The organism is Isoptericola chiayiensis (assembly GCF_013149805.1).
GTDB lineage: Bacteria > Actinomycetota > Actinomycetes > Actinomycetales > Cellulomonadaceae > Isoptericola > Isoptericola chiayiensis.
The window spans coordinates 589,147-610,646 of the sequence record NZ_JABEZT010000001.1 but is presented as its reverse complement, the minus strand read 5'-3'; the positions used below and the strand labels follow the sequence as shown (position 1 = coordinate 610,646).

Genomic DNA, 21,500 nt, shown 5'->3' with positions numbered 1-21,500 from the left:
CCGACAGACCCGGCCGGGGCCCGGCAGCGGGCTCAGCAGCGGGCCCCGGCCCACCGTTCGTCCATCCACAGAGAGGAACCGGACCATGTCCGCACCACGACGAGGAGCGCGCCGCATCGCGGCCGCCCTCACCAGCACCGCCGTCGTCCTGGCGGGCGCGCTCGGCACCGTCGCGGCGAGCAGCGCCTCGGCCGCCGAGACGTCCGCCGGGGACAGCGCCATCAACGGCTACCGCAACGTCGGCTACTTCACCCAGTGGGGCGTCTACGGCCGCGACTTCCAGGTCAAGGACCTGGTGACGTCGGGCGCCGCCGACCAGCTCACCCACATCAACTACTCCTTCGGCAACATCCACCACCAGAGCCTCGAGTGCTTCGTGGCGAACAAGGCCCAGGGCACCGGCCCGAACGGGTCCGACGGGGCGGGTGACGCCTGGGCCGACTTCGGCATGAGCTACTCGGCCGCGGACTCCGTCTCCGGCGTCGGCGACGTGTGGGACCAGCCGCTGGCGGGCTCCTTCAACCAGCTCAAGCAGCTCAAGGAGGCCTACCCGCACGTCAAGGTCATGCTGTCCCTCGGCGGCTGGACCTGGTCGAAGAACTTCTCGCGCGCCGCTGCCACGCAGCAGTCGCGGGAGAACTTCGTCTCGTCGTGCATCGACCTGTACATCAAGGGCGACCTGCCCGTCATCGACGGTCGTGGGGGTCCCGGTGCCGCCGCAGGCGTGTTCGACGGCATCGACATCGACTGGGAGTGGCCCGGGTCGAACAACGGCCTCGAGGGCAACTACGTCGACGAGGAGAACGACGCCGAGAACTTCCGGCTGCTGCTGGCCGAGTTCCGGTCCCAGCTCGACGCCTACGGCACCGAGACGGGCGAGGACTACCTGCTGTCCGCGTTCCTGCCCGCCAACCCGGCGGACATCGCCGCCGGCGGCTGGAACGACCCGCGGAACTTCGACTCGCTCGACTTCGGCAACATCCAGGGCTACGACCTGCACGGCGCCTGGGACCCGACCCTGACGGGGCACCAGGGCAACCTGTACGACGACCCGGCCGACCCGCGCGAGCCGAGCCGCCAGTTCTCGGTCGAGAAGGCCGTCCAGGAGTACACGGGTGCGGGGATCGACCCGGCCCAGCTCGGTCTCGGCATGGCCATGTACGGGCGTGGGTGGAAGGGGGTCGACTCTGCCGACGCCTGGGGCGCGGCGACCGACGCCGGCCCGGGCACCTGGGAGGCCGGCAACGAGGACTACGACATCCTCAAGAACCTCGGCACCGAGTACTACGACCCCGAGGTGGGGGCGGCGTGGCGGTACGACGGCGACCAGTGGTGGACGCTCGACACCCCGGACACCGTGGCGCAGAAGTCGCAGTACATCCGGGACACCGGACTCGGCGGCGCCATGTGGTGGGATCTGTCCGGTGACGAGGAGGCCGAGCTGCTCGACGCCGTCGACGCGGGCCTGTTCACCGGTCCTGCGGGACCGGTGACGGTCCCGGACCAGCCGGACCCGACGCCGGAGCCCACCACGGACCCGACGACCGACCCGACGCCGGACCCGACCACCGACCCGGGCGACTGCTCGGCGGAGGCCTGGACGGCCGGCTCCTACAGCGGCGGTGCCGTCGTCGCCCACGAGGGCCACGAGTGGGAGGCCAAGTGGTGGACCGTCCAGGAGCCCTCGGCGGGCGCCACCGAGTGGACGGACCTGGGGGCGTGCGGTGCCCCGGACCCGACGGCGTCCCCGGAGCCGACCGACCCTCCGCAGCCGGGTGAGTGCTCGGCCGCGACCTGGACGGCGGGGTCGGCGTACTCCGGCGGTGCCGTCGTCGCGCACGCCGGTCACGAGTGGCGTGCCAAGTGGTGGACGCAGGACGAGCCCGCCACCAGCCAGTGGGGAGCGTGGGAGGACCTCGGCGCCTGCTGAGCCCTCGCACGCATCGGCCCCCTCCTCGCATCGCGAGGAGGGGGCCGACCTGCGTCCGGCTGGTGCCGGCCGTCAGCGTCTCAGCTCGAGCGGGTCACGGGGAGCGACGACGGCGGACGGCGAGGACGGCGAGCACGCCGGCCGTCAGCAGCCCGGCCGCGATCGCGATCATCCCGGCGATCTCGGAACCCGTCGCCGGCAGCGAGGGCGGCGTCGACTCGGTGGAGCCCGGGGGTTCGGTGGCCGGGTCGCCCGGGGGGTCGCTCGGCGGGGGCGTCTCCCCGGGCGGGTCCGTGGCGCAGTCCGGGGACGACGGCGGGTAGTCCACGCTCGTGGTCGCCTCCGGGTTGACCTCGAACAGCACCTGCACCGAGGGGCGTACCCAGTCCCACTCGTCGCCGACGACCCAGACGCCGTCGACCAGGCTCCAGCCCGGCCAGTCCACGGGGTTGCCGTCCTCGTCGACCTCGGCGCCCGGCCACAGCACCCGGCCGGACAGCGGCAGTTCGGTCAGCACGTAGTCCTCCCCGCCGGGGTTGAGGAACGTGATGGTGACGCCCGTCGGGGGTGTCTCCGGGTTCTGGACGTCGACGGCGTACTGCAGGTAGGGCACGTCGCCGTCGCAGAGCGGGGTCAGGACCTCGAACTCCAGCGTCGGCGGCGTGTCCGGGTCGTAGCCGGTCTCCGAGGGCGACGCCGACGGGTCGTCCGTCGGATCGGTGTCGGCGAGCGCCCCGGCGGCAGGGCCGAGCATCAGTGCGCCGACCAGCCCGGTCGCCGCCGCCCCGCGCACCGCCGCGCGTCGGGCTGTCCTCATGGTCCTCGTCTCCTCGGGTTCGCCGTCGCTCGACCACGTGCTGAGCCACGTGGTCCCGTGCACTGTCACGCTAGCGACGGCGTACCCTCCGCGGACCATCCGTACCGGGTGAAAGGCGAGGTTGTGGGGGTGAAGTCCGGGTTGCCCGGGTCAGCCGTCGCAGACCGGGACCTCCGGCACGTGCAGGCCGCGGGAGGTGGCGGTGGGCGTGCTCCACACCTCGAGGGTGCCCGGCTCTGCGGTGCCCGAGCCCCGGGCGGCCGCGGCGGTGGTGGGGAACGTGGCCTCGATCGTCGTGGACTCCCCGGGGTCGAGGGCCACGGTGATGCCGACGACCTGCCGGCCGTGCAGCTCCTGCAGCGTGCCGCCCACCAGGTTGCCGTCCCGACGGACGTCCGGGGTCCCGGCGTCGCGCGCCCCGTACGTCGAGAGCACCACGCGCTGGCGCCCGCGGTTCGCGGCGTCCTCCGGGCCGGCGACGTAGAACGGCAGCGTGGCGGCCTGGTCGTCGGACAGGGTGTTCTCCAGGCGCATCGACACCGTGTCCAGCCGACCCTCCGCCGTGCACTCCGAGCCCGTCAGCTCCACCTGCACGTCGAGGTAGGCGGTCATCTTGCCGATGCGGGCGTCGTCGAGGAACATCCCGACCGCGTCGGCCGCGCGGTCGGCGGCGAACGTCCCGGACACCAGGGTGCCGGTCAGCAGCTCCTGCTCCTCCTCGTCGGCGGACCACACGAGCAGCCGGTGCCGCTCCGCGATCCACTCGAGCGCCGGCAGCAGGTCCGCGGGTGCGACCTGGGTCGTCGTCAGCTCCTCGACCACGGCACCGGCGACGACGGCGAAGAACACGTCGGTCTGCTCCGGGGTGAGCACCTCGTACGCGCGGCGCAGCAGCAGGTCCACGACGGTCGAGGACTCGAGCGTGATCGTGCGCTCGCCGACGGCGTCGACGAGGTCGCGGGGGAGCCGGACGTCGACGGGGCCGGTGACCTCCAGCAGGAGGGACAGGGCGACCGGGTCGGTGGCGAGCACGCCGTCGACCTCCTCGCCCTGGGCGCGGCGCCACATCTCCGCGGTGATCGGGCCCGTCGTCGCGAAGTCCGGGGTGAGGGTGACGTCCTGGACGAACCGACCGAGACGGGCCGAGTAGGCCTCGACGTCCGCGGGGTCCAGCTCGACGACCGGTTCGGCGAACGGCCCGACCTCCCCGGTCGTCACCTGGCGCGTCACCTCGACGCGCCCGCCGTCGACCTCGAGCAGCATCAGAGCGCCGGGTATGCCGCCGGCGGTGCGCAGCTCCGCGTTCGTCAGGCTCATGAGCACGTACCGGCGCGGCTCGTCGGCCCCCAGCATCGGCGGGAGCAGCGTCGTCGCCCGCTCGGCACCCTCGAGCAGCCCGCCCAGCGCGCCGAGCTGGTCCGACAGCATCGTCACCGGATCGACGAACTCGGGCTGGACCGCCGCGATGTCGATCTCGGCGACCTCGGCCTGCGCCTCGGTGAGCACCCCCCGCGCCGCGGTGACGTCGTCGGCGGCGCCCGCCAGGGGACCGAGCTCGAGACGGCCGTCGGCGGTGTAGGTGGTGGCCCGCGCCGCGTCGCCGGTGGCGGCCAGGGCGGGCAGGACGACGCCGCTGACGTCGTCGAGCGCGGAGGCCACCGTCGTCGCGGCGCCCACGGACGGCCCGACCACCGGCAGGTACGCCGCGATGTGCCACAGCGGCCCGTCCGTGGCCTCCCGCGCCGTCTCCGTGTAGCCCTGCAGGTCCGCCAGCGCCGGGTTCTCGGCCAGTGCCGGCCCGTCCGCCTGCGGGTCCAGCAGCCCGTCACGCAGCGACTGCTCCACCTCGGGCACGGCCTGCGCCGCGTCGTCGAGGGCGTCGCGCGCCACGAAGGCGTCGCGGACCATGAGCACGGCGCACACGCCGACCACCACGGCGAGCAGCAGGGTCCCGAGCAGCAGCCAGCGCAGGACCCGGGGCGCCCGGGCACGCCGCGGGGCCGGTGCCGGTCCTGACGACGTCGCGGAGGCCTCGGACCCACCGGTCTGCAGGGGCATGACCGCACAGTACGTCGTTGGGGCACCCGTCGGTGGGTGAATCCGGGGTGAATCACCGCGGAGTCCGCACGGGCTGCAAGGCTGGTCGTGGCCACGACACAGGCAGGATGGAAGCATATCGCGCGACGCCACGACCCCGACCGTGACCCAGGAGGCCCGGTGACCAGCACCACGGAGGTGCCCCGGCACGACGCCGCATGGTTCGACGCGCTCTTCGCCGAGCACGCGGGCGCGGTCCACCGCTACTTCGTGCGGCGGCTCGCCCCGGCCACCCGCGACGACGCCGAGGACCTCGCCGCCGAGGTGCTCGCCACGGCCTGGCGGCGCCGCGACGACGTCCCGGCCGGTGGGGAGCTGCCGTGGCTGTACCGCACGGCCGGGTTCGTGCTCGCCAACCATCGCCGCAAGCTGCGCGCGGTGCCCCTCGCCGTCGTCCCCGACGAGCTCGACGACGTCGACCCGGAGGCGCTCGCGGTGGACGACGACCGGGTCCGCCAGGTCCTGGGTCGGTTGTCGCCGCGGGACCGGCGCATCCTGCTGCTGGTCGCCTGGGACGGGGTGACCGGCGACGACCTCGCCCGGGTGCTGGAGGTCTCGCGCGGCGGGGCGGACGCCGCCCTGTCGCGTGCGCGTGCCCGGCTGCGCTCGGCGTGGGAGTCGGCCGACGGCGGGACGGACGACGTCGCGAGGGACGACGTGGAGCAAGGCGGCGGGTCGTGACGACACAGGCGGGGCACCAGGGTCCGCACGAGGTGCGGGCCGGAGCGAGGAGGTCGTGATGGACGAGCGGGACGAGGCCCTCGACGGGCTGAGCGCGGCGGACCCGGCGGCCGACGTCGAGACGCGTCACGGGGTGCTGCGCGCCAAGGTCGACCGGCTGGCGGGCACCGGCGCCGGTGCGCCGGCCGACGGCGGAACCGACGAGACGCCGCGCGACGACCTCGCGACGCGCCGCGACCGGCGTCGTGCCCCGTGGCTGGTGGCCGCCGGTGTGGTGGGTGCGGTGCTGGTCGGCGGGGGCGGCTACGCCCTGGGGTCCGCCGGGACGTCCGGCGACGTCGTCGCGGAGCAGGACGCCGCGGACGGCACGGTCGCCGTCGGGGAGGCCGACGCCCTGCCGCCCCTGACGCTGGAGGGCGGTCCCACGGGGGGCACCGCCTCGCCGGAGGGCGCCGCCGACGCGGCGCGGAGCACGATGCTGCCGGGGTACGGCGTCGGCGGGCGGGCGACGTTCGACCAGGAGGGTCTCTCGACGATCGGGACGACGGCGACCGCGTACGCCTACGACGCGACGGCGGTGGCCACGCGAGCCGGAGCCGCCCAGGTCGCGGCCGATCTGGGCGTCGAGGGAGCGCCGCGCTGGGAGGGCGGTGCCTGGGCGGTCGGTCCGACGGACGGCACCGGGCCAACGCTCTACCTGTCGGCGGACGCCACCGCGCACGTCAGCGTCTCCTACCCGGGCCGTGACCCGTGGCGCTGCGAGGACGCGCGGACCCAGGACCTCGAGGACAGCGGCGCGAGCTCCAGCAGCCTGGGTGACGGCGGCGCGGGCGACGGCGGCGAGGTCTCCGCCGTGGAGCCGGTCTGCGCCACACCCGGGGGGTCCGTCCCCGTCGACGCGGCCGCTGCCGCCCTGCGCGAGCTCATGTCCGACGCCGGGGTGGACCCGGCCGGGTTCGAGCTCGAGGCCGCCGAGTCCGGCGACGTCACGCGGTGGGTGACGGCCCACCAGGTCGTGGACGGCCGGCGCACCGGCGCGGCCTGGAGCGCGTCGGTCGGTCCCGACGGCGTCGTGTCGGGGGACGGGTTCCTCGCGGCGACGGTGCCGCTGGGCGACTACCCGGTGGTCAGCCCGGCCGAGGCGGTCGAGCGGTTGTCCGACCCGCGCTTCGGCCAGAACCTGTGGCCGATCGCCTACGCGGCGCAGGAACCGGCGTCGGACACGGTGACCGGCCTGGAACCGGCACCCCTGCCCGAGCCCGACCTGCCCCAGGACCCCGGTGAGCCGACCGCGCCGCCGGCACCGCCGTCGTCGGGCAGCGACCTGCCCTGGCCGGTGCGGGACGTGACGATCACGGCCGCGACGCTCGGGCTCGCCCAGGAGCACGGCGACGGCGGCACGCTGCTGCTGCCCGCCTACGAGCTGCGCGACGCCGACGGCAACCTGTGGACCGTCGTCGCGGTGGCCGAGGACGCCCTGGACATGACCGCACCCTGAGCCGCCTCGCGGGGTACGGTCGAGGCGTCCCTGGCCGTACCCCGTGAAGGAGTTCGTCATGCCCACCCGTACCGCACGCACCGCCTGGAACGGCACCCTCAACGAGGGCTCGGGCCAGACCGAGCTGTCCAGCTCCGGCGCCGGGACGTTCGACGTCTCGTTCCCCAAGCGGGTCGCCGACGACGCCGAGGGCGTCACCAGCCCGGAGGAGCTCGTGGCAGCCGCCCACTCGGCGTGCTTCGCGATGGCGTTCTCCGCCGAGCTCGGCAAGGCCGGCGGCACCCCGGAGCAGGTCGAGGTGACCGCGTCGGCCACGCTCGGCGAGGACCCGGCCGGTGACGGCGGGAACAAGATCACGACGATCGCGCTGGCCGTGCGCGGGTTCGCCTCCGGCGTCGACGAGGCGGCGTTCCGCGAAGCCGCCGAGGCCGCCAAGGCCGGCTGCCCGATCTCGCGGTCGCTGGCCGTCGAGGAGATCACGCTCGACGTCTCCTACGAGGGCTGAGCCGGAGCGAGCTTGCGAGCGCAGGCTCGGCCCGACCGGGGGTGCCGAGGGCTGACCCGGAGCGAGCTTGCGAGCGCAGGCTCGGCCCGACCGGGGGTTCCGAGGGCTGACCCGGAGCGAGCTTGCGAGCGCAGGCTCGGCCCGACCGGGGGTTCCGAGGGCTGACCGCACCCTCCGCGAGGTAGGCAACGTTCCCGCGAGGTAGGCAACGCTTTCGCGAGGTAGGCAACATCTCGACGAGATGTTGCCTACCTCGCGGCGTGCTCGCCTACCTCGCGGCGTGCTCGCCTACCTCGCGGCGTGCTCGCCTACCTCGCGGTGCGTCGGACTACGTCGGCGAGACGTCGCCTACCTCGCGGGGGAGTTGCCTACTTCGCGAGGGGCGGGGTGGCGCCCGTGGTCCCCGACAGCACGCCGTCGAGCACCTCGAGCAGCACCTCGCCCTGGGTGCGCGTGGGACGCCAGTGCAGCAGCTCGCGCGCCCGCGCGGAGTCCATCACGATGTTCGCCGCCGCCATGTCCAGCCAGCCCGGGTCGATCGGGACGACCCGCGCCCGCGAGGCGAGGTCGAGACCGCGACGCATCAGGGTGACGGGCAGCTCGACGAGCTGGCCCGCGGCCAGCAGGTCGGCCAGGTCCTGGCCGTCCAGGGCGCCGTCGGGGGCCAGGTTGAAGGCCCCGTCGTGGCGTCCGACGACGGCGGCCCGGACGGCGGCGGCGGTGTCGTCCGGGTGCAGCACCTGCAGGCGCAGGCCCGCGGGGAACGGCACCAGCGGGAAGAGCGGCGGCTTCTCGGGCTCCGGCTGACCCTGCCAGCCGCGCACGAGCCCGCCGACGGCCTCGCCGAGGGGTCCCGCCGCGACCTTCAGGCCGATCTTGCCCACGGGGCCGAGGAAGTAGCGGGCGATCTCGGCGCCGGCTTCCCGCTGCAGCATGATCGCGGCGCGCATCCGTGTCACGGTGAGCCAGGGCTGCTCCGCCTCGGTGTCGTCGAGCAGGTGCTCGACCTCCGCCTTCTGCAGGGCGTACGCCGAGCCGGGCACGCCCTCGCGCGGCCAGGACTCGTCCACAGTGCCGCCGTCGTCGGGCCCGGGGGAGTACACGCCGGACGCGGACATGAACAGCAGCTGGGGGACGCGGTTGCGCACGACGGCGTCGATCACGTGACGCGCGCCGCCCACGTTGATCCGGTGGAGCGTGTCGGGGTCCCGGGCCGGCTGGATCGCCCAGACCAGGTGGATGACGGCGTCGGCTCCCGCGAGCGCCTCGTCGAGCCGGTCGGCGACGGTGTCCTCGTCGACGAGGTCGGCGCGGACCCACTCGGCGGCGTCGTGCGGCGGCCCGACGGTGCTGGACCCGTCGGCGCGGGGCACCCGGCGGGCGACACCGACGACCGAGGTCACGGTGGGTTCGGCGACGAGGGCACGCAGGATCGCGGTCCCGACGTTGCCGGTGGCTCCGATGACGACGACGCGCATGCACCGACGCTATCGGCGGGCGGGCGTCGGTGCGCGCTGACGGTGCGGGGCACGCAGAGAAACGGACGGTTCGTCGCACCCGCGCGGGTCGGTGGCACAATCGGGCCGTGTCTGCCCAGTCGACGACCACCCCGAGCGGCCCGCAGGGGTCGACGGAACCCGCGACCACCGAGGACGCCCGTGCTGCGGCGCTCGCCGCTCAGCGCGAGGCCGAACGGGAGGCCGAGCTCGCCGCGGCCGAGGCCCGCGAGGCGGTCGCCACCGCGCTGCGCACGGTGATGTCCGGCGTCGTCGACACGACGACGCGGCGCCGCGCCGAGTACTCGACGGACGCGTCCAACTACCGGGTGGTGCCCGACGTGGTCGCCTACCCGCGTAGCACCGACGACGTGGTCGCCGCCCTGGAGGTGCTGCGTGAGCTCGGCGTGCCGGTCACCTCCCGGGGCGGGGGGACCTCGGTGGCGGGCAACGCGGTCGGTCCGGGCGTGGTCCTCGACTTCTCCCAGCACCTGCACACGGTCCACGACGTCGACCCCGAGGCCCGCACCGCCGTCGTCGACCCGGGTGTGGTCATGTCCTCCCTGCAGCGCGTCGCGGCACCGCACGGGCTGCGGTTCGGGCCGGACCCGTCGACGCAGAACCGCGCGACGCTCGGCGGGATGATCGGCAACAACGCCTGCGGCCCGCACGCGGTGGCGTACGGGCGGACGGCGGACAACGTCGTGGGGCTGGACGTCGTCGACGGGCGTGGTCGGCGGTTCACAGCCGGCCGGGGAGACGCGACGTTCGCCGCGGTGCCGGGCCTGGCCGAGCTGGTCCGGGAGAACCTGGCGCTGATCCGCACCGAGTTCGGCCGGTTCGGGCGTCAGGTGTCGGGGTACTCGCTGGAGCACCTGCTGCCGGAGAACGGCTCCGACCTGGCGAAGTTCCTGGTGGGCACCGAGGGCACCCTGGTGACGCTGCTCGGCGCGACGCTGGAGCTGGTCCCGGTGCCGAGCGCGCCGACCCTGGTGGTCCTCGGCTACCCGGACATGCCGACCGCCGCCGACGACGTCCCGGTGCTGCTGCGGCACGACCCCCTCGCGATCGAGGGGCTGGACGCGCGCCTGGTCGACGTCGTCAAGCGGGCCAAGGGGGACGACGCCGTCCCGGACCTGCCCGAGGGTGCCGGCTGGCTCATGATCGAGGTGGGCGGGACCTCGCCCGGTGAGGCACGCGAGATCGCCGAGCTGATCGTGGGGGCGTCATCATCGACGGGGGCGGCGATCTACCCGGCCGGTCCGGACGCGACGAAGATGTGGCAGATCCGGGCCGACGGCGCGGGGCTGGCCGGGCGCACCCCGGCGGGGGAGCAGGCGTGGCCCGGCTGGGAGGACTCGGCGGTGCCGCCGGAGAAGCTGGGCGACTACCTGCGCGACCTGGACGACCTGATGGCGCGCTACGGCGTCGACGGCCTGCCGTACGGGCACTTCGGCGACGGCTGCATGCACCTGCGCATCGACCTGCCGTTGGAGGCCTCGGGGTCGGTGCTGCGCACGTTCATGGTCGAGGCGGCCGAGCTGGTGGCGAAGTACGGCGGGTCGCTGTCCGGCGAGCACGGTGACGGCCGGGCGCGCTCGGAGCTGCTTCCCGTCATGTACTCGCCCGAGGCGATCGCGTTGATGGAGCAGGTCAAGGCGCTGTTCGACCCCGACGACGTGCTCAACCCCGGCGTCGTGGTGCGGCCGGCGGCGGTGGACGTCGACCTGCGGCGCCCGGCCGCGCAGCCGGTGCCGTCCACGGGTCCGGTGGGCGAGCGCGGGCTGCTCGGTTCGGGCACCCTGCGGGGGGTCGCGAAGAAGACGGGGTACGCCGGGTTCAGCTTCGCGCACGACCACCACGACCTGACGACGGCGGTGCACCGCTGCGTGGGTGTGGGCAAGTGCCGGGCGGACACCAGCGCGGCGGGCGGGTTCATGTGCCCGTCGTACCTGGCGACGAAGGACGAGAAGGACGTCACCCGGGGGCGGGCCCGCGTGCTGCAGGAGGCCGTCAACGGGTCGCTGGTCGGCGGCCTGACCGCGCCGGAGGTGCACGAGTCCCTCGACCTGTGCCTGAGCTGCAAGGCGTGCTCCTCGGACTGCCCCGCCGGCGTCGACATGGCGCAGTACAAGTCGGAGGTTCTGCACCGTACATACCGCGGCAGGCTGCGTCCGATGGACCACTACGCGCTCGGCTGGCTGCCCCGCTGGGCCCGGCTGGCCGCCGTCGCGCCGCGGACCATCAACAAGGTGCTCAAGATCGACTGGATCCGCAAGGTCGTGCTGCGGGCCGGCGGGATGGACACGCGTCGCGCCGTGCCCGAGTTCGCCGAGCTGCCGTTCCGCCGCTGGTGGTCCCTCGGGTACGCCACCCAGGGGGTGCCCGGCCTGGCGCACCGCCAGGACCCGGGTCGGCCCGCCGGGACCACCCGACCCAAGGTGGTGCTGTGGACGGACTCGTTCAGCGACGCGATGTCCCCATCGGTGCCGCAGGCGGCCGTCCGCGTCCTGGAGGCCGCCGGGTACGACGTCGTCGTCCCCGACCAGCAGGCGTGCTGCGGCCTGACGTGGATCTCCACCGGCCAGCTCGACGGCGCCCGACGGCGGCTCGACGGCCTGCTGAAGGTGCTCGGCCCCTACGCGGTGAACGGCTACCCCATCCTCGGGCTGGAGCCGTCCTGCACGGCGGTGCTGCGCTCGGACCTGCTGGACCTGTTCCCCGAGGACCCCCGCGCCCAGGCGGTCGCCGGGGCCACGAAGACCCTGGCCGAGCTGCTCACCGACCCCGCGACGGCCCCCTCCGAGGACGCCGGCTGGGAGCTGCCGGATCTCAGCGACCTCACCGCCGTCGTGCAGCCGCACTGCCACCAGCACTCCGTCATGGGGTTCGCCGCCGATCGGGCCCTGCTGGCACGGGCGGGCGCGACCGTCACCGAGCTCGCCGGGTGCTGCGGCCTGGCCGGCAACTTCGGCATGCAGAAGGGTCACTACGACGTCTCGGTCGCCGTTGCCGAGAACGCCCTGCTGCCGGCGCTGCGGGCACGCGACGAGGGCGAGGAGTTCATCGCCGACGGTTTCTCCTGCCGCACGCAGGCCGTCCAGCTCGAAGGCGTGGAGGGCAAGGCCCTGGTGGAGGTGCTCGCCGAGCGGCTCTGAGTGCGGCAGGCTGACGCCATGGAGTTCCGTGACGTGGTCCGACGGCGGCGCATGGTCCGGCGGTTCGGGCCGGACCCGGTGGCGCCCGAGGTGGTGGACCGGCTGCTCGAGACCGCCGTGCGGGCGCCGAGCGCCGGGTTCACCCAGGGCTGGTCGTTCCTCGTGCTCACCTCCGACGCCGAGCGGGAGCAGTTCTGGGCGGCGACGACGCCGACCGACTCGCCGCGGGACATGTCGGCCTGGCTGGACGGGATGCGCCGCGCCCCCGTGCTGATCGTGGCGCTCGCCTCCCGGGACGCCTACGTCGGCCGGTACGCCGAACCCGACAAGGGCTGGACCGACCGCGACGAGGCGCGCTGGCCGGTGCCGTACTGGCACGTCGACGTCGGCATGGCCTCGCTGCTCATGCTCCAGACGGCCGTCGACGAGGGCCTCGGGGCGTGCTTCTTCGGGATCTCGGCCGACCGCATCGAGACGTTCCGGGCGGCGTTCGGCGTGCCGGCCGAGTGGGCGCCCACCGGGGTGGTCGCCGTCGGGCACCCGGAGGCCGGGGGAGCCCAGGGGTCGCCGGCGCGGCGGCGGCGCAAGCCGATGGCCGACGTCGTCCACCGCGGCCGGTGGTGAGCGGCTAGAGCCCCCGCGTGGCGGACGCGGGCGCCAGCTCGGCGAGGTCGTCGAGGGTGTCCAGGTCGGCGGCCGTCCCGGGACGCTGCACGACGGCGCAGGTCAGCCCGTGCGCCGCGGCCTCGGTCTCGTGGGCGGTGCGGGAGCCCGGGCCGAACCGGAACGCGAAGGGCGCTCCGGCCGGGACCCGCAGGAGGTTCGTGCCCGTGCCGTGCCGGTCGGTGGCCACCACGATGTCGGCCGGCTCGGCGGCCACCGCGTCCACGTCGTCGGTGGTCAGGAGCGGCAGGTCGGCGTGCACCATCAGCAGCCGCCCGTCGCCGACGTGGCTGCGGGCGTGCTCCAGCGCCGCGTTCAGCCCGGGTCCGCCCGGCGGTTCCGCGATCAGGTCGGCAGGGCGCGGCCACGTCGGCACGGCGGACGGCCGACCCGGCCGCGGACTGCCGACCCGAGCGGCGACCTCGCGGGCGAAGGGCATGTCGGCCGTCACCACCACGACCCGCGCCACGGACCGGCTCGCGGCGAGCGCCTCCAGCACGTGCCGGGCGAGCGCGACGACCAGCCGACGTCGGGCACCGGCGTCCAGCCCGGCCGCCAGCCGCGACTTCCCGCTGGACCCGTCGCGCAGCGGCACGACGGCGGTCACCGGCTCGGTCACGCGAGGGCCAGCAGCTCGCGGGCCAGGCGTTCGCGGCCGTCGGGCCCGCCCATGATCGTGTCGGTGACCAGCACCTCGAGCCCGAGGTCGCGCACGGGTTCCGCGAGCGCCTCGTCGGCGGCGTCGATCACCATCACGTCCACCAGTCCGGCGTAGAGGCGCGCCACGCCCAGGGCCGAGACGTCGTGCCCGAGGGACTCCAGCACCTGCGCCGCCGGACCCTTGAGGGCGCGGCCGCCCACGATGGGGCTGACGGCGACGCGACGGGCCGCCGTCGAGCGGACCGCCTCGCGCACGCCCGGCACGCCGAGGACGGGCTCGACGGACAGGAACGGGTTCGACGGCGCCACCACCAGCAGGTCGGCGCCGGTGACGGCGTCGAGGACACCGGGGGCGGGGCGGGCGTCCTCGATGCCGTCGAACGCCAGGTCGAGGACGGCGTCGGCGTGCTGCCGCCGCACGAAGTACTCCTGGAACTCCAGCTCGCCCGACGGCGTGGTGATCCGGGTGCGGACCGGGTCGTCGGTGACGGGCAGCAGCCGGGCGGTCACCGCGAGCGCACCGGCCAGCCCGGCGGTCACCGCGCTGAGCGGTTCGCCGGAGCGCAGGCGTGCGGTGCGCACCACGTGGGTGGCGAGGTCCTTGTCGCCGAGGGTGAACCAGGTGTCCTCGCCGAGGCGCTCGAGCTGGGTGAGCGTCGCGTACGACTCGCCGGTCAGGCCCCAGCCGCGCTCCTCGTCGTTCATCTCGGCCAGCGTGTACATCACGGTGTCGAGGTCGGGCGAGACGTGCAGCCCGTGCCGCTCGGTGTCGTCGCCGACGTTGACCACGCAGGTGAGCGCGTCGAGGGCGCGGGCGAAGCCGTGGGCCAGGCGGGCGCCACCGACGCCGCCGGCCAGGAGGGTGACCGAGGTGTTCACACGTCGAGCCTAGACGCGCATGATGGACGCATGGCCGTCTTCGCGTTCTCCGTCGCCCCGCTCGGTGCGGGCGAGTCCGTCACCGCCTCCGTCGCCGAGGCCGTCCGCATCGTGAGGGAGTCCGGGCTGCCGAACCGCACCACCTCGATGTTCACCGAGATCGAGGGGGAGTGGGACGAGGTGATGCCGGTGATCCAGCGCGCCACCGAGGCGGTGGGCGCCGGCGGTCACCGCGTCTCGCTGGTGCTCAAGGCCGACATTCGTCCCGGGCACTCCGGCCAGCTCGACGGCAAGGTGGCCCGCGTCGAGGAGGCGCTCGCCGAAGGCGAGGGGGAGACCGGTCACGCGTGATCCTGGTCACCCACCAGGGGTGTTGTACGGCACTCCCTACCCCGCCGTAGGCTATGCCGCAACCACGGCCGCCCGGGCCGTGCGCCCGATCCGAGGAGAGTCAGCGCGATGCCACTGTTCGAGGTCGACGCCAGCAGGCCGCTCCTCGTGCAGTCCTCCGCCGGCGCCGTCGAGCCGGGGCTGGGCACCACCGCGCACCGGGTCGTGGACTCGCACATCGACGGGCTGCTCGGCGAGCAGATCTTCCCCGTCGCCCAGGGCACCGGGCCGGACGAGCCGCACCTGCTCGCGCTGGACGCCACCGGGTCGCCCGTCGTCGTCGAGCTCGTCGCCGAGCTGGACCGTGCCGCGCTGACGCGCGCGCTCGACCACGCCGGCTGGGCGGGGCGGCTGACCCGCGGCGAGCTCGCCGCGCGCTACCACGGCGGCGCCGGCTCGTTCCACCGGGACATCGCCGCGTTCTACGACTCGGTGCCGATCACCCGCTCCCAGCCGGGTCGTTCCAGCGCCCGCCTCATCGTCATCTGCCAGGAGGCGGGCGAGGAGATCCTCAACGCCGTGGACTTCCTGCGCCAGCCGACGATGCCCGTCGAGGTCCTCAAGATGGGCGTCATGCACGACCAGGAGGGACGCCGGTTCGTGGACGTGTCCCCGCTGGTGATCCACCCGGCCGCCGGAGCGTCGTCGCCACGCCTGTCCCGGGCGGCCGGCACCGAGCCCGCGGAGCGGGCCGTCCGCGGCACCGCTGGCCAGGGCGCCGAGCCGGAGTCGTTCGCCGAGGGGGTCAAGGTCGGGCTCGCCCTGACCGGCAAGAATCCCGCCGTCGCGACCTCGCCGGCCGACGGTGCCGGGACGCCCGACCGCGCGCCCGCGGCCGGGCGGCGCGCCGCCGCTGCGCGGGACCAGGTCGGCGACACCGCCGAGCAGCCGCCCCTGCGCCGCACGCGGGCCGCGCGCCGCGCCGAGTCCGCCCCGAGCCTCGCGGTGCCGCGGGTGCGGTCCGACGACGGCACCCCGGCCGGGACGTCGCCGCCGGCCCCGCAGCCTGCCCCGGCGCCCGTCCCTCGACCGGCGCCCGCGGTGCCGTCCCCGGCCGCCCCGACACCGCAGCGACCCGCCGCGGCCCAGGGTGAGGCACCGCGTCGGCGGTCGCGCTCGGACCGTTTCCGTGCCTCGTCCGACGCCGCCCCGATGTCACCCGGGCTCGCGGCCTACGCGTCCGCCTCGGCGTCGTCGGCCGAGGACCTGGACCTCGCCGAGCTGGCACGGCGGACCACGTCGGCGGCGAGCACCGACACCCCGGGTCTCGGCGAGGACTTCGCGCGCGCCGCGGCGCCGGCGCTCGGCTCGCGGCGGTCCCGCCGGCGCGCGTCGTGGGAGCCGGCCGAGTCGTCCGGGACGTTCGGGGACGACCCGCTGGGTGAGCGCGGCCGGCCCGGACCGACGGAGCGCTGGACCTCCGGCTCCGCGGACCTGCCGCGCCTCGAGGTGCCGCCGCTGGAGGCGCCGTCGTACACGCCGCCGCCGGACCGGTCCTCGTTCACCGACGACTCGTGGGCGCCGCCGCCCGTACCGGCACCTCCCGCACCGGCGTTGCCGGAGGAGGAGGACGAGGTGGACGGCGACCTCATCGCGCTGGCGAGCATGCTGCCGCAGCCGGCCCGCCTGGAGTGGTCGCGGCCGCGCCGTCGCCAGGTCCTCGAGGCGGTCCTGCACCCGCAGGGGTACATCGAGCTGCCGGACGGCTCGCGGTTCCAGCACCCCGACCGGGCCGCCACGGCGGCCAGCGGGGCCCCGACGGACGACGGCTGGAACGTCTGGCGGATCCTGCCGGACGACATCTCCCTGCTCGAGGCGTACCGCAGCCGCTTCGCCTGATCCGCCGCCCGGCCCACGGGGTCAGGGCAGGACGACGATCTTGCCCGTCTGCTCCCCGGCGGCCAACCGGGCCAGGCCCGTGGCGACGTCGGCGAGCGCGACCTCGGAGTCGATCACCGGCCGCACCCCCGCCGTCGCGCAGAAGTGCAGCAGCGCGGCGAGGTCCTCTCGCGATCCCATCGTCACGCCCTGCACGCGCAGCTCGGTGAAGAACACCCGGGTCAGCTCGGCGGGCGAGGCGTCCCCGCTGGTCGCGCCGCACACGACGACGGTCCCGCCCGGGCGGACCGAGCGCACCGAGTGCCCCCAGGTGGCCTGCCCGACGGACTCGAGCACCGCGTCGACCTTGTGCGGCAGGCGTTCGCCCGGCGCGACGGCGGCGCTCGCGCCCAGCTCGAGCGCCCGGGCGCGCTTGGCCGCGTCGCGGGACGTGGCGGTGACGTCCAGGCCGGCCGCGGCGCCGAGCACGACGGCGGCCGTGGCCACCCCGCCGCCGGCGCCCTGGACGAGAACCCGGTCGCCGGGCCGCAGGTCGGCGGCGCGGAACAGCATCCGGTAGGCGGTCAGCCAGGCCGTCGGCAGGCAGGCGGCCTCGGCGAACGACAGCTCGGGAGGCTTCGGCAGCAGGTTGGCGGTCGGGACGGCGACCTGCTCGGCCAGCGTGCCCGGGTACTTCTCGCTCAGCAGCGACCGGCGCTCGCGAGGGCCGACGCCGTGGCCGTCCGCCCCGATCACGCCGTGGACCACGACCTCGGTGCCGTCCGCCGTGACCCCGGCGGCGTCGGTGCCCAGCGTCATCGGGAGCTGGTCCTCGCCCAGCCCCACGCCGCGCAGCGACCAGAGGTCGTGATGGTTGAGGGAGGCGGCGCGCACGTCGACGACGGTCCAGTGGTCGCGGGCCTCCGGGGCGGGCCGGTCGGTCACCTCGAGGGCGTCGAGGGGGGCGTCGGGTGCGAAGCGGGCGACGGTGGCAGCGAGCATGGCACCCAACGTACGCGCCCCCGCGGCCCGCCGTGGGGACGCCGTCGCCGTGGCGGCTCAGGCCGTCCCGGCGTCGAACATCCAGGAGATGCCGAACCTGTCGACGAGCTGACCGTAGTGGTCGCCCCACGGCGCGAGCTCGAACGGCATCACGTCTGTGGCGCCGTCGGACAGGGCCGTGAACGCGGCACGGATGCCGTCGACGTCCTCGGGGCCGCCGGTGAGCGCGACGGTCACGCCGGAGGTCGGGGCCACGTACGTCATGAACGACGGCGTGTCCGAGGCCATGAGGACCAGGCCGCCGGGCGTCTCGAGCTGGCCGTGCATGACCAGCTCCTGCTCGGCGGGGTCGTCGGTCATGCCGGGCATGGAACCGAACGTCGAGATGTCCACGGTGCCGCCGAGGACCGAGCGGTAGAACTCGAGCGCCTCGCGCGCCCGGTCCGTGAAGCTGAGGTACGGGGTGAGTCGCGCCATGGGTCGCCTCCGGGGAGCGCGCTGGGGGTACCGCAGGGCGCCGCGGGTCGGCGTCCGCATCCACGGTAGGGGTGCTCGCGCGCGCACGCGCGCGATGCCGGCTCCCCGCGGGCTAGAGGGTCCGGTCGCGGGAGGGCTCGGCGAGGAAGTCGCGCACGAGCGCCCCCATCTGCTCGTGCTCGATGAGGAAGCCGTCGTGCCCGAACGGGGAACGCAGCACGTGCACGCCGTCGGCCCCGGGCAGCCCGGCGGCGAGCCGCTCGGACTGGGCGGGCGGGAAGAGGCGGTCGCTGTCGACGGCGACGACGAGGGCCCGGGCGTCGATCTGGGCGAGGGCCGCCTCCACGCCGCCGCGGTCCCGCCCGATGTCGTGGGTCATCATCGTCTCGGTGAGCCGTAGGTAGGAGTTGGCGTCGAAGCGGCGGGCGAGCTTGTCGCCGTGGTGGTCGAGGTAGGACTGCACCGCGAACCGGCCGTCGGTCAGCGGGTCCTCCCCGCCCTGGGGCAGGCGTCCGAACCGTTCGTCGAGCTCGACGGCGGTGCGGTAGGTGGTGTGCGCGATCTGGCGGGCGATGGCGAGCCCGGCGTGCGGACCCTCGCCGTCGGGCGCGTCGTAGTAGTCGCCGTCGTTCCAGCGCGGGTCGGCGCGGATGGCGCAGAGCTGGGGGTGCGCCCAGGCGATCTGGTCTCCGGAGGACTGGGCGCAGGTGGCGATCGCGGCGATCGAGCGCACCTCGATGCCGGCCTCCGGGCCGAGCAGCGCCCACTCCAGCACGCGCATGCCGCCCATGGAGGCGCCGACGACGGCGGTCCAGGAGGAGATGCCGAGCAGGCGGGTCAGCTCGATCTCGACGGCGACCTGGTCGCGGGTGGTGATGCGGGGGAACCGGCCGCCCCAGGGGCGGCCGTCGGGCGCTGCCGAGGAGGGGCCGGTGGTGCCCTGGCACCCGCCGAGGACGTTGGGCACCACGACGTGGTACCGCTCGGTGTCGAGGGGGGCTCCGGGCCCGATCATCGACTCCCACCAGCCGGCCGTGGCCTGGCCGGGGCCCTCGGGTCCGGCGACGTGGGCGTCCCCGGTCAGGGCGTGCAGGACGAGGACGGCGTTGGAGCCGTCGGGCGCGAGCTCGCCGTAGGTCTCGTAGGCGACGCGGACGTCCGGCAGGCGGCCGCCTCCCTCGAGGTCGAAGGTACCGACGTCGAGGAACTGCCGCCGGGCGACCGGGTCGCCCTCGCGCCAGGCGCCGGACGCGGGCACGGGGCCGGCGGGTGCGCGGCGTCGGGCGCGCGGGGAGCGCCAGGTGGCGTCGCGTCCCGGCGTGCCCGGGGTCGGGGTCGGGGTGCCCGGCGTGCTGAGGGGTGTCGAGGTCATCGTCTCTCCTGGCTGCGGTGCCGGTGGACCGGCGAGGGTGCAAGGCGGGCGGGGAGCGCACGCGGCGGAGACAGAGGTCCACGGCCAGGTGGTGTCAGGCGACGGTGCGCGAGGATCACCAGCACATTCGACGGGTCATGTCCTCGACGGTAACCCCGGCGCGACGGCGGGGCGAACGCCATCTCATCATCCGGGACCACATCGTGAGACGCTGTGTCGGTGTCCGGCGCGTAGCCTGGGCACATGTCCACCGACGCACCCGTCGAGCTCGTCGGCGTCTACCACGCCGAGGGCAGTCTGCTGGGCGAGCTGCGGTACGTCGTCGGCCGGGCGCGCGGCACGGCGCACTGCGCCCTGTGCGACGTCACGCACGGCACGGTGCGCCGCAAGCGCTCCTGGGACGAGTACGTCGCCGGCCTCGACGTCCCGCTCCGGCTGGTCCACCTCGACGAGATGCCCGACGACGTCGCCCGCGCCGTGGCGCGGTGGGGCAGCCCCGTCGTGCTCGGGCGCACCGCCGAGGGCGAGCTCGCCCCGGTCCTGGACCGGGACCAGCTCGAAGCCCTCGGCGGCGACGTGGACGCCTTTGCGGACGCCGTCGAGGTGGCGCGCGCCCTGCGGTGACGCGCCGGACGGCCCCCCGCTGACGCGCCGGGCTGCTCCGACGAGCCGGTCAGGCCGGCGCGTCGAGCGTGGCCTTCGCCGCGGTGAAGCCGAGCTCGAGGTCGGCCAGGATGTCCTCGACGTCCTCGATCCCGACGGCGAGCCGCACCAGACCGGGCGTCACGCCCGACTTCGCCTGCTCCTCGGCGGTGAGCTGGCTGTGCGTCGTCGAGGCGGGATGGATGACCAGGGAGCGCACGTCGCCGATGTTCGCGACGTTCGAGTGCAGCTGCAGGGCCGAGACGAACGCCTGGCCGGCCTCGGCCCCGCCGTCGAGCTCGAACGCGAGGACGGCCCCGGCGCCGCGCGGGGCGTACCGCTGCTGGGCGGCGTGCCACGGGCTGGACGCGAGCCCGGCGTAGTGGACGGTGCGGACGTCGTCGCGTGCCTCGAGCCACTCGGCGACGCGCTGGGCGTTGTCCACGTGGCGCTCCATGCGCAGCGACAGGGTCTCGATGCCCTGGGCGATCTGGAACGCGTTGAACGGCGAGACCGCGGCGCCCAGGTCGCGCAGCAGCTGCACGCGGGCCTTGAGGACGAACGCGAGGTTCGCGCCGAGCGCCCCGTCGACGCCGAGGTCGCGGGCGTAGACGATCCCGTTGTACGACGGGTCCGGGGTGTTGAAGCCGGGGAAGCGCTCGGGGTCGCGTCCGTAGTCGAAGCTGCCGGCGTCGACGATCACGCCGGCCACGGTGGTGCCGTGCCCGCCCAGGTACTTCGTGGCGGAGTGCACGACGACGTCGGCACCGTGCTCGATCGGGCGGACCAGGTAGGGGGTCGCCACCGTGTTGTCCACGATGAGCGGCACGCCGGCGGCGTGCGCGGCCTCGGCCACGAGGGCGACGTCCAGCACGTCACCCTTCGGGTTGGGGATGGTCTCGGCGAAGAACGCCTTGGTGTTGTCCTGCACGGCGGCGTGCCACGCGGCGGCGTCGTGCGCGTCGTCGACGAAGGTGGTCGTGATGCCGAAGCGGGCGAGGGTGTGCTTGAGCAGGTTGTACGTGCCGCCGTAGAGGCTGGCGCTGGCCACGACGTGGTCGCCGGCCTCGGCGACGTTGAGGATCGCGAACGTCTCGGCCGCCTGGCCGGAGGCGAGCAGCAGCGCGCCGACGCCGCCCTCGAGGTCCGCGATCCGGTTCTCGACGACCTCCTGGGTCGGGTTGTTGATGCGGGTGTAGATGGGGCCGAGCTCGGCGAGCGCGAACCGCTTGGCGGCCGTCTCGGCGTCGGGGAACACGTACGAGGTGGTCTGGAAGATGGGCAGCGCCCGGGCCCCGGTGGTGGGGTCGGGCTGCTGGCCGGCGTGGATCTGGCGGGTCGAGAACGACCAGCGGGGCGTGTCGGTCACGGGGATCTCCTTCGGTCCGGGCGGCGGGTGCGATGCGGGGCGCACG

General features: G+C 74.9%; 18 protein-coding genes. 9 read left to right on the top strand and 9 right to left on the bottom strand.

Translation table 11 applies throughout. The features are described from left to right. The first annotated feature begins 85 nt into the window (after positions 1 to 85). Complete coding sequence (locus tag HDG68_RS02595; RefSeq protein ID WP_246253427.1) at positions 86 to 1,930, top strand: glycosyl hydrolase family 18 protein; 1,845 nt, start codon at positions 86 to 88, stop codon at positions 1,928 to 1,930. A gap of 94 nt (positions 1,931 to 2,024) precedes the next feature. Here HDG68_RS02595 and HDG68_RS02590 read toward each other — a convergent pair whose 3' ends face one another. Next, complete coding sequence (locus HDG68_RS02590) at positions 2,025 to 2,747, bottom strand: LPXTG cell wall anchor domain-containing protein (protein ID WP_172148917.1); 723 nt, start codon at positions 2,745 to 2,747, stop codon at positions 2,025 to 2,027. 150 nt (positions 2,748 to 2,897) lie between these two features. Beyond that, a complete protein-coding gene (locus HDG68_RS02585; protein WP_172148916.1) occupies positions 2,898 to 4,805 on the bottom strand; it encodes a DUF4012 domain-containing protein in 1,908 nt (635 codons plus the stop codon). 159 nt (positions 4,806 to 4,964) lie between these two features. Here HDG68_RS02585 and HDG68_RS02580 point away from each other — a divergent pair, with 159 nt between their 5' ends. The 3 genes from HDG68_RS02580 to HDG68_RS02570 are packed head-to-tail and all read left to right on the top strand — an operon-like array spanning position 4,965 to position 7,528. Continuing rightward, complete coding sequence (locus HDG68_RS02580) at positions 4,965 to 5,525, top strand: sigma-70 family RNA polymerase sigma factor (RefSeq protein ID WP_172148915.1); 561 nt, start codon at positions 4,965 to 4,967, stop codon at positions 5,523 to 5,525. 58 nt (positions 5,526 to 5,583) lie between these two features. Beyond that, positions 5,584 to 7,023, top strand: a complete 1,440-nt coding sequence (locus HDG68_RS02575) for a hypothetical protein (RefSeq protein WP_172148914.1) — start codon at positions 5,584 to 5,586, stop codon at positions 7,021 to 7,023. Positions 7,024 to 7,081: 58 nt separating this feature from the next. Beyond that, positions 7,082 to 7,528 (top strand): OsmC family peroxiredoxin, encoded by a 447-nt coding sequence (locus tag HDG68_RS02570; RefSeq protein ID WP_172148913.1) that lies wholly within the window; start codon positions 7,082 to 7,084, stop codon positions 7,526 to 7,528. A 368-nt stretch (positions 7,529 to 7,896) separates the two neighbouring features. Here HDG68_RS02570 and HDG68_RS02565 read toward each other — a convergent pair whose 3' ends face one another. Next, on the bottom strand, positions 7,897 to 9,006 hold the full coding sequence (locus HDG68_RS02565) for an NAD-dependent epimerase/dehydratase family protein (RefSeq protein WP_172148912.1): 1,110 nt from the start codon (positions 9,004 to 9,006) through the stop codon (positions 7,897 to 7,899). A gap of 278 nt (positions 9,007 to 9,284) precedes the next feature. Between HDG68_RS02565 and HDG68_RS02560 the strand changes: the two genes are divergently transcribed. Together HDG68_RS02560 and HDG68_RS02555 are read left to right on the top strand one after the other, a co-directional pair. Continuing rightward, entirely contained in the window at positions 9,285 to 12,182 is a 2,898-nt protein-coding gene (locus tag HDG68_RS02560; RefSeq protein WP_172149159.1) for an FAD-binding and (Fe-S)-binding domain-containing protein, read from the top strand. Positions 12,183 to 12,200: 18 nt separating this feature from the next. Continuing rightward, positions 12,201 to 12,806 carry a nitroreductase family protein gene (locus tag HDG68_RS02555; protein WP_172148911.1) on the top strand — a complete coding sequence of 202 codons (606 nt, stop codon included), beginning with the start codon at positions 12,201 to 12,203 and terminating at the stop codon, positions 12,804 to 12,806. Between the two features lie 4 nt (positions 12,807 to 12,810). Here the strand turns inward: HDG68_RS02555 and cofC are convergent, their stop codons facing one another. Together cofC and cofD are read right to left on the bottom strand one after the other, a co-directional pair. Further along, entirely contained in the window at positions 12,811 to 13,464 is a 654-nt protein-coding gene (cofC, locus tag HDG68_RS02550; protein WP_343037393.1) for a 2-phospho-L-lactate guanylyltransferase, read from the bottom strand. Next, a complete protein-coding gene (gene cofD, locus HDG68_RS02545; RefSeq protein ID WP_172148910.1) occupies positions 13,461 to 14,384 on the bottom strand; it encodes a 2-phospho-L-lactate transferase in 924 nt (307 codons plus the stop codon). Before cofD ends, cofC begins: the two co-directional genes overlap by 4 nt. 30 nt (positions 14,385 to 14,414) lie before the next feature. Here cofD and HDG68_RS02540 point away from each other — a divergent pair, with 30 nt between their 5' ends. Together HDG68_RS02540 and HDG68_RS02535 are read left to right on the top strand one after the other, a co-directional pair. Next, the gene (locus tag HDG68_RS02540; RefSeq protein ID WP_172148909.1) at positions 14,415 to 14,735 is read left to right on the top strand and encodes an MTH1187 family thiamine-binding protein; all 321 of its coding nucleotides are present in this window, start codon (positions 14,415 to 14,417) and stop codon (positions 14,733 to 14,735) included. Positions 14,736 to 14,843: 108 nt separating this feature from the next. Continuing rightward, complete coding sequence (locus tag HDG68_RS02535) at positions 14,844 to 16,613, top strand: restriction system modified-DNA reader domain-containing protein (protein WP_172148117.1); 1,770 nt, start codon at positions 14,844 to 14,846, stop codon at positions 16,611 to 16,613. A 21-nt stretch (positions 16,614 to 16,634) separates the two neighbouring features. Here HDG68_RS02535 and HDG68_RS02530 read toward each other — a convergent pair whose 3' ends face one another. The 3 genes from HDG68_RS02530 to metX form a co-directional block, all read right to left on the bottom strand. Further along, the gene (locus HDG68_RS02530; protein ID WP_172148907.1) at positions 16,635 to 17,594 is read right to left on the bottom strand and encodes a zinc-binding dehydrogenase; all 960 of its coding nucleotides are present in this window, start codon (positions 17,592 to 17,594) and stop codon (positions 16,635 to 16,637) included. Between the two features lie 57 nt (positions 17,595 to 17,651). After that, the gene (locus HDG68_RS02525) at positions 17,652 to 18,071 is read right to left on the bottom strand and encodes a VOC family protein (protein ID WP_172148905.1); all 420 of its coding nucleotides are present in this window, start codon (positions 18,069 to 18,071) and stop codon (positions 17,652 to 17,654) included. Between the two features lie 112 nt (positions 18,072 to 18,183). Then, positions 18,184 to 19,443: a homoserine O-acetyltransferase MetX gene (gene metX / locus HDG68_RS02520; protein ID WP_172148903.1), complete on the bottom strand. Its 1,260-nt coding sequence runs from the start codon at positions 19,441 to 19,443 to the stop codon at positions 18,184 to 18,186. Between the two features lie 243 nt (positions 19,444 to 19,686). On the opposite strand from metX, the gene HDG68_RS02515 reads away from it, so the two are divergent. Then, positions 19,687 to 20,067 carry a hypothetical protein gene (locus tag HDG68_RS02515; protein WP_172148901.1) on the top strand — a complete coding sequence of 127 codons (381 nt, stop codon included), beginning with the start codon at positions 19,687 to 19,689 and terminating at the stop codon, positions 20,065 to 20,067. Positions 20,068 to 20,116: 49 nt separating this feature from the next. Here the strand turns inward: HDG68_RS02515 and HDG68_RS02510 are convergent, their stop codons facing one another. After that, a complete protein-coding gene (locus HDG68_RS02510) occupies positions 20,117 to 21,454 on the bottom strand; it encodes a bifunctional o-acetylhomoserine/o-acetylserine sulfhydrylase (protein ID WP_172148899.1) in 1,338 nt (445 codons plus the stop codon). Between the last annotated feature and the right edge of the window lie 46 nt (positions 21,455 to 21,500).

What these genes read in the sequence shown, in the direction of transcription:
- HDG68_RS02585 (WP_172148916.1), bottom strand. Translation starts at nt 4,805, where the DNA reads ATGCCCCTGCAGACCGGTGGGTCCGAGGCCTCCGCGACGTCGTCAGGA.
- HDG68_RS02540 (WP_172148909.1), top strand. Translation starts at nt 14,415, where the DNA reads ATGGCCGTCTTCGCGTTCTCCGTCGCCCCGCTCGGTGCGGGCGAGTCC.
- HDG68_RS02575 (WP_172148914.1), top strand. Translation starts at nt 5,584, where the DNA reads ATGGACGAGCGGGACGAGGCCCTCGACGGGCTGAGCGCGGCGGACCCG.
- HDG68_RS02560 (WP_172149159.1), top strand. Translation starts at nt 9,285, where the DNA reads ATGTCCGGCGTCGTCGACACGACGACGCGGCGCCGCGCCGAGTACTCG.
- HDG68_RS02590 (WP_172148917.1), bottom strand. Translation starts at nt 2,747, where the DNA reads ATGAGGACAGCCCGACGCGCGGCGGTGCGCGGGGCGGCGGCGACCGGG.
- HDG68_RS02515 (WP_172148901.1), top strand. Translation starts at nt 19,687, where the DNA reads ATGTCCACCGACGCACCCGTCGAGCTCGTCGGCGTCTACCACGCCGAG.
- HDG68_RS02555 (WP_172148911.1), top strand. Translation starts at nt 12,201, where the DNA reads ATGGAGTTCCGTGACGTGGTCCGACGGCGGCGCATGGTCCGGCGGTTC.
- HDG68_RS02535 (WP_172148117.1), top strand. Translation starts at nt 14,844, where the DNA reads ATGCCACTGTTCGAGGTCGACGCCAGCAGGCCGCTCCTCGTGCAGTCC.
- HDG68_RS02525 (WP_172148905.1), bottom strand. Translation starts at nt 18,071, where the DNA reads ATGGCGCGACTCACCCCGTACCTCAGCTTCACGGACCGGGCGCGCGAG.
- metX (WP_172148903.1), bottom strand. Translation starts at nt 19,443, where the DNA reads ATGACCTCGACACCCCTCAGCACGCCGGGCACCCCGACCCCGACCCCG.
- HDG68_RS02530 (WP_172148907.1), bottom strand. Translation starts at nt 17,594, where the DNA reads ATGCTCGCTGCCACCGTCGCCCGCTTCGCACCCGACGCCCCCCTCGAC.
- HDG68_RS02570 (WP_172148913.1), top strand. Translation starts at nt 7,082, where the DNA reads ATGCCCACCCGTACCGCACGCACCGCCTGGAACGGCACCCTCAACGAG.
- HDG68_RS02595 (WP_246253427.1), top strand. Translation starts at nt 86, where the DNA reads ATGTCCGCACCACGACGAGGAGCGCGCCGCATCGCGGCCGCCCTCACC.
- HDG68_RS02565 (WP_172148912.1), bottom strand. Translation starts at nt 9,006, where the DNA reads ATGCGCGTCGTCGTCATCGGAGCCACCGGCAACGTCGGGACCGCGATC.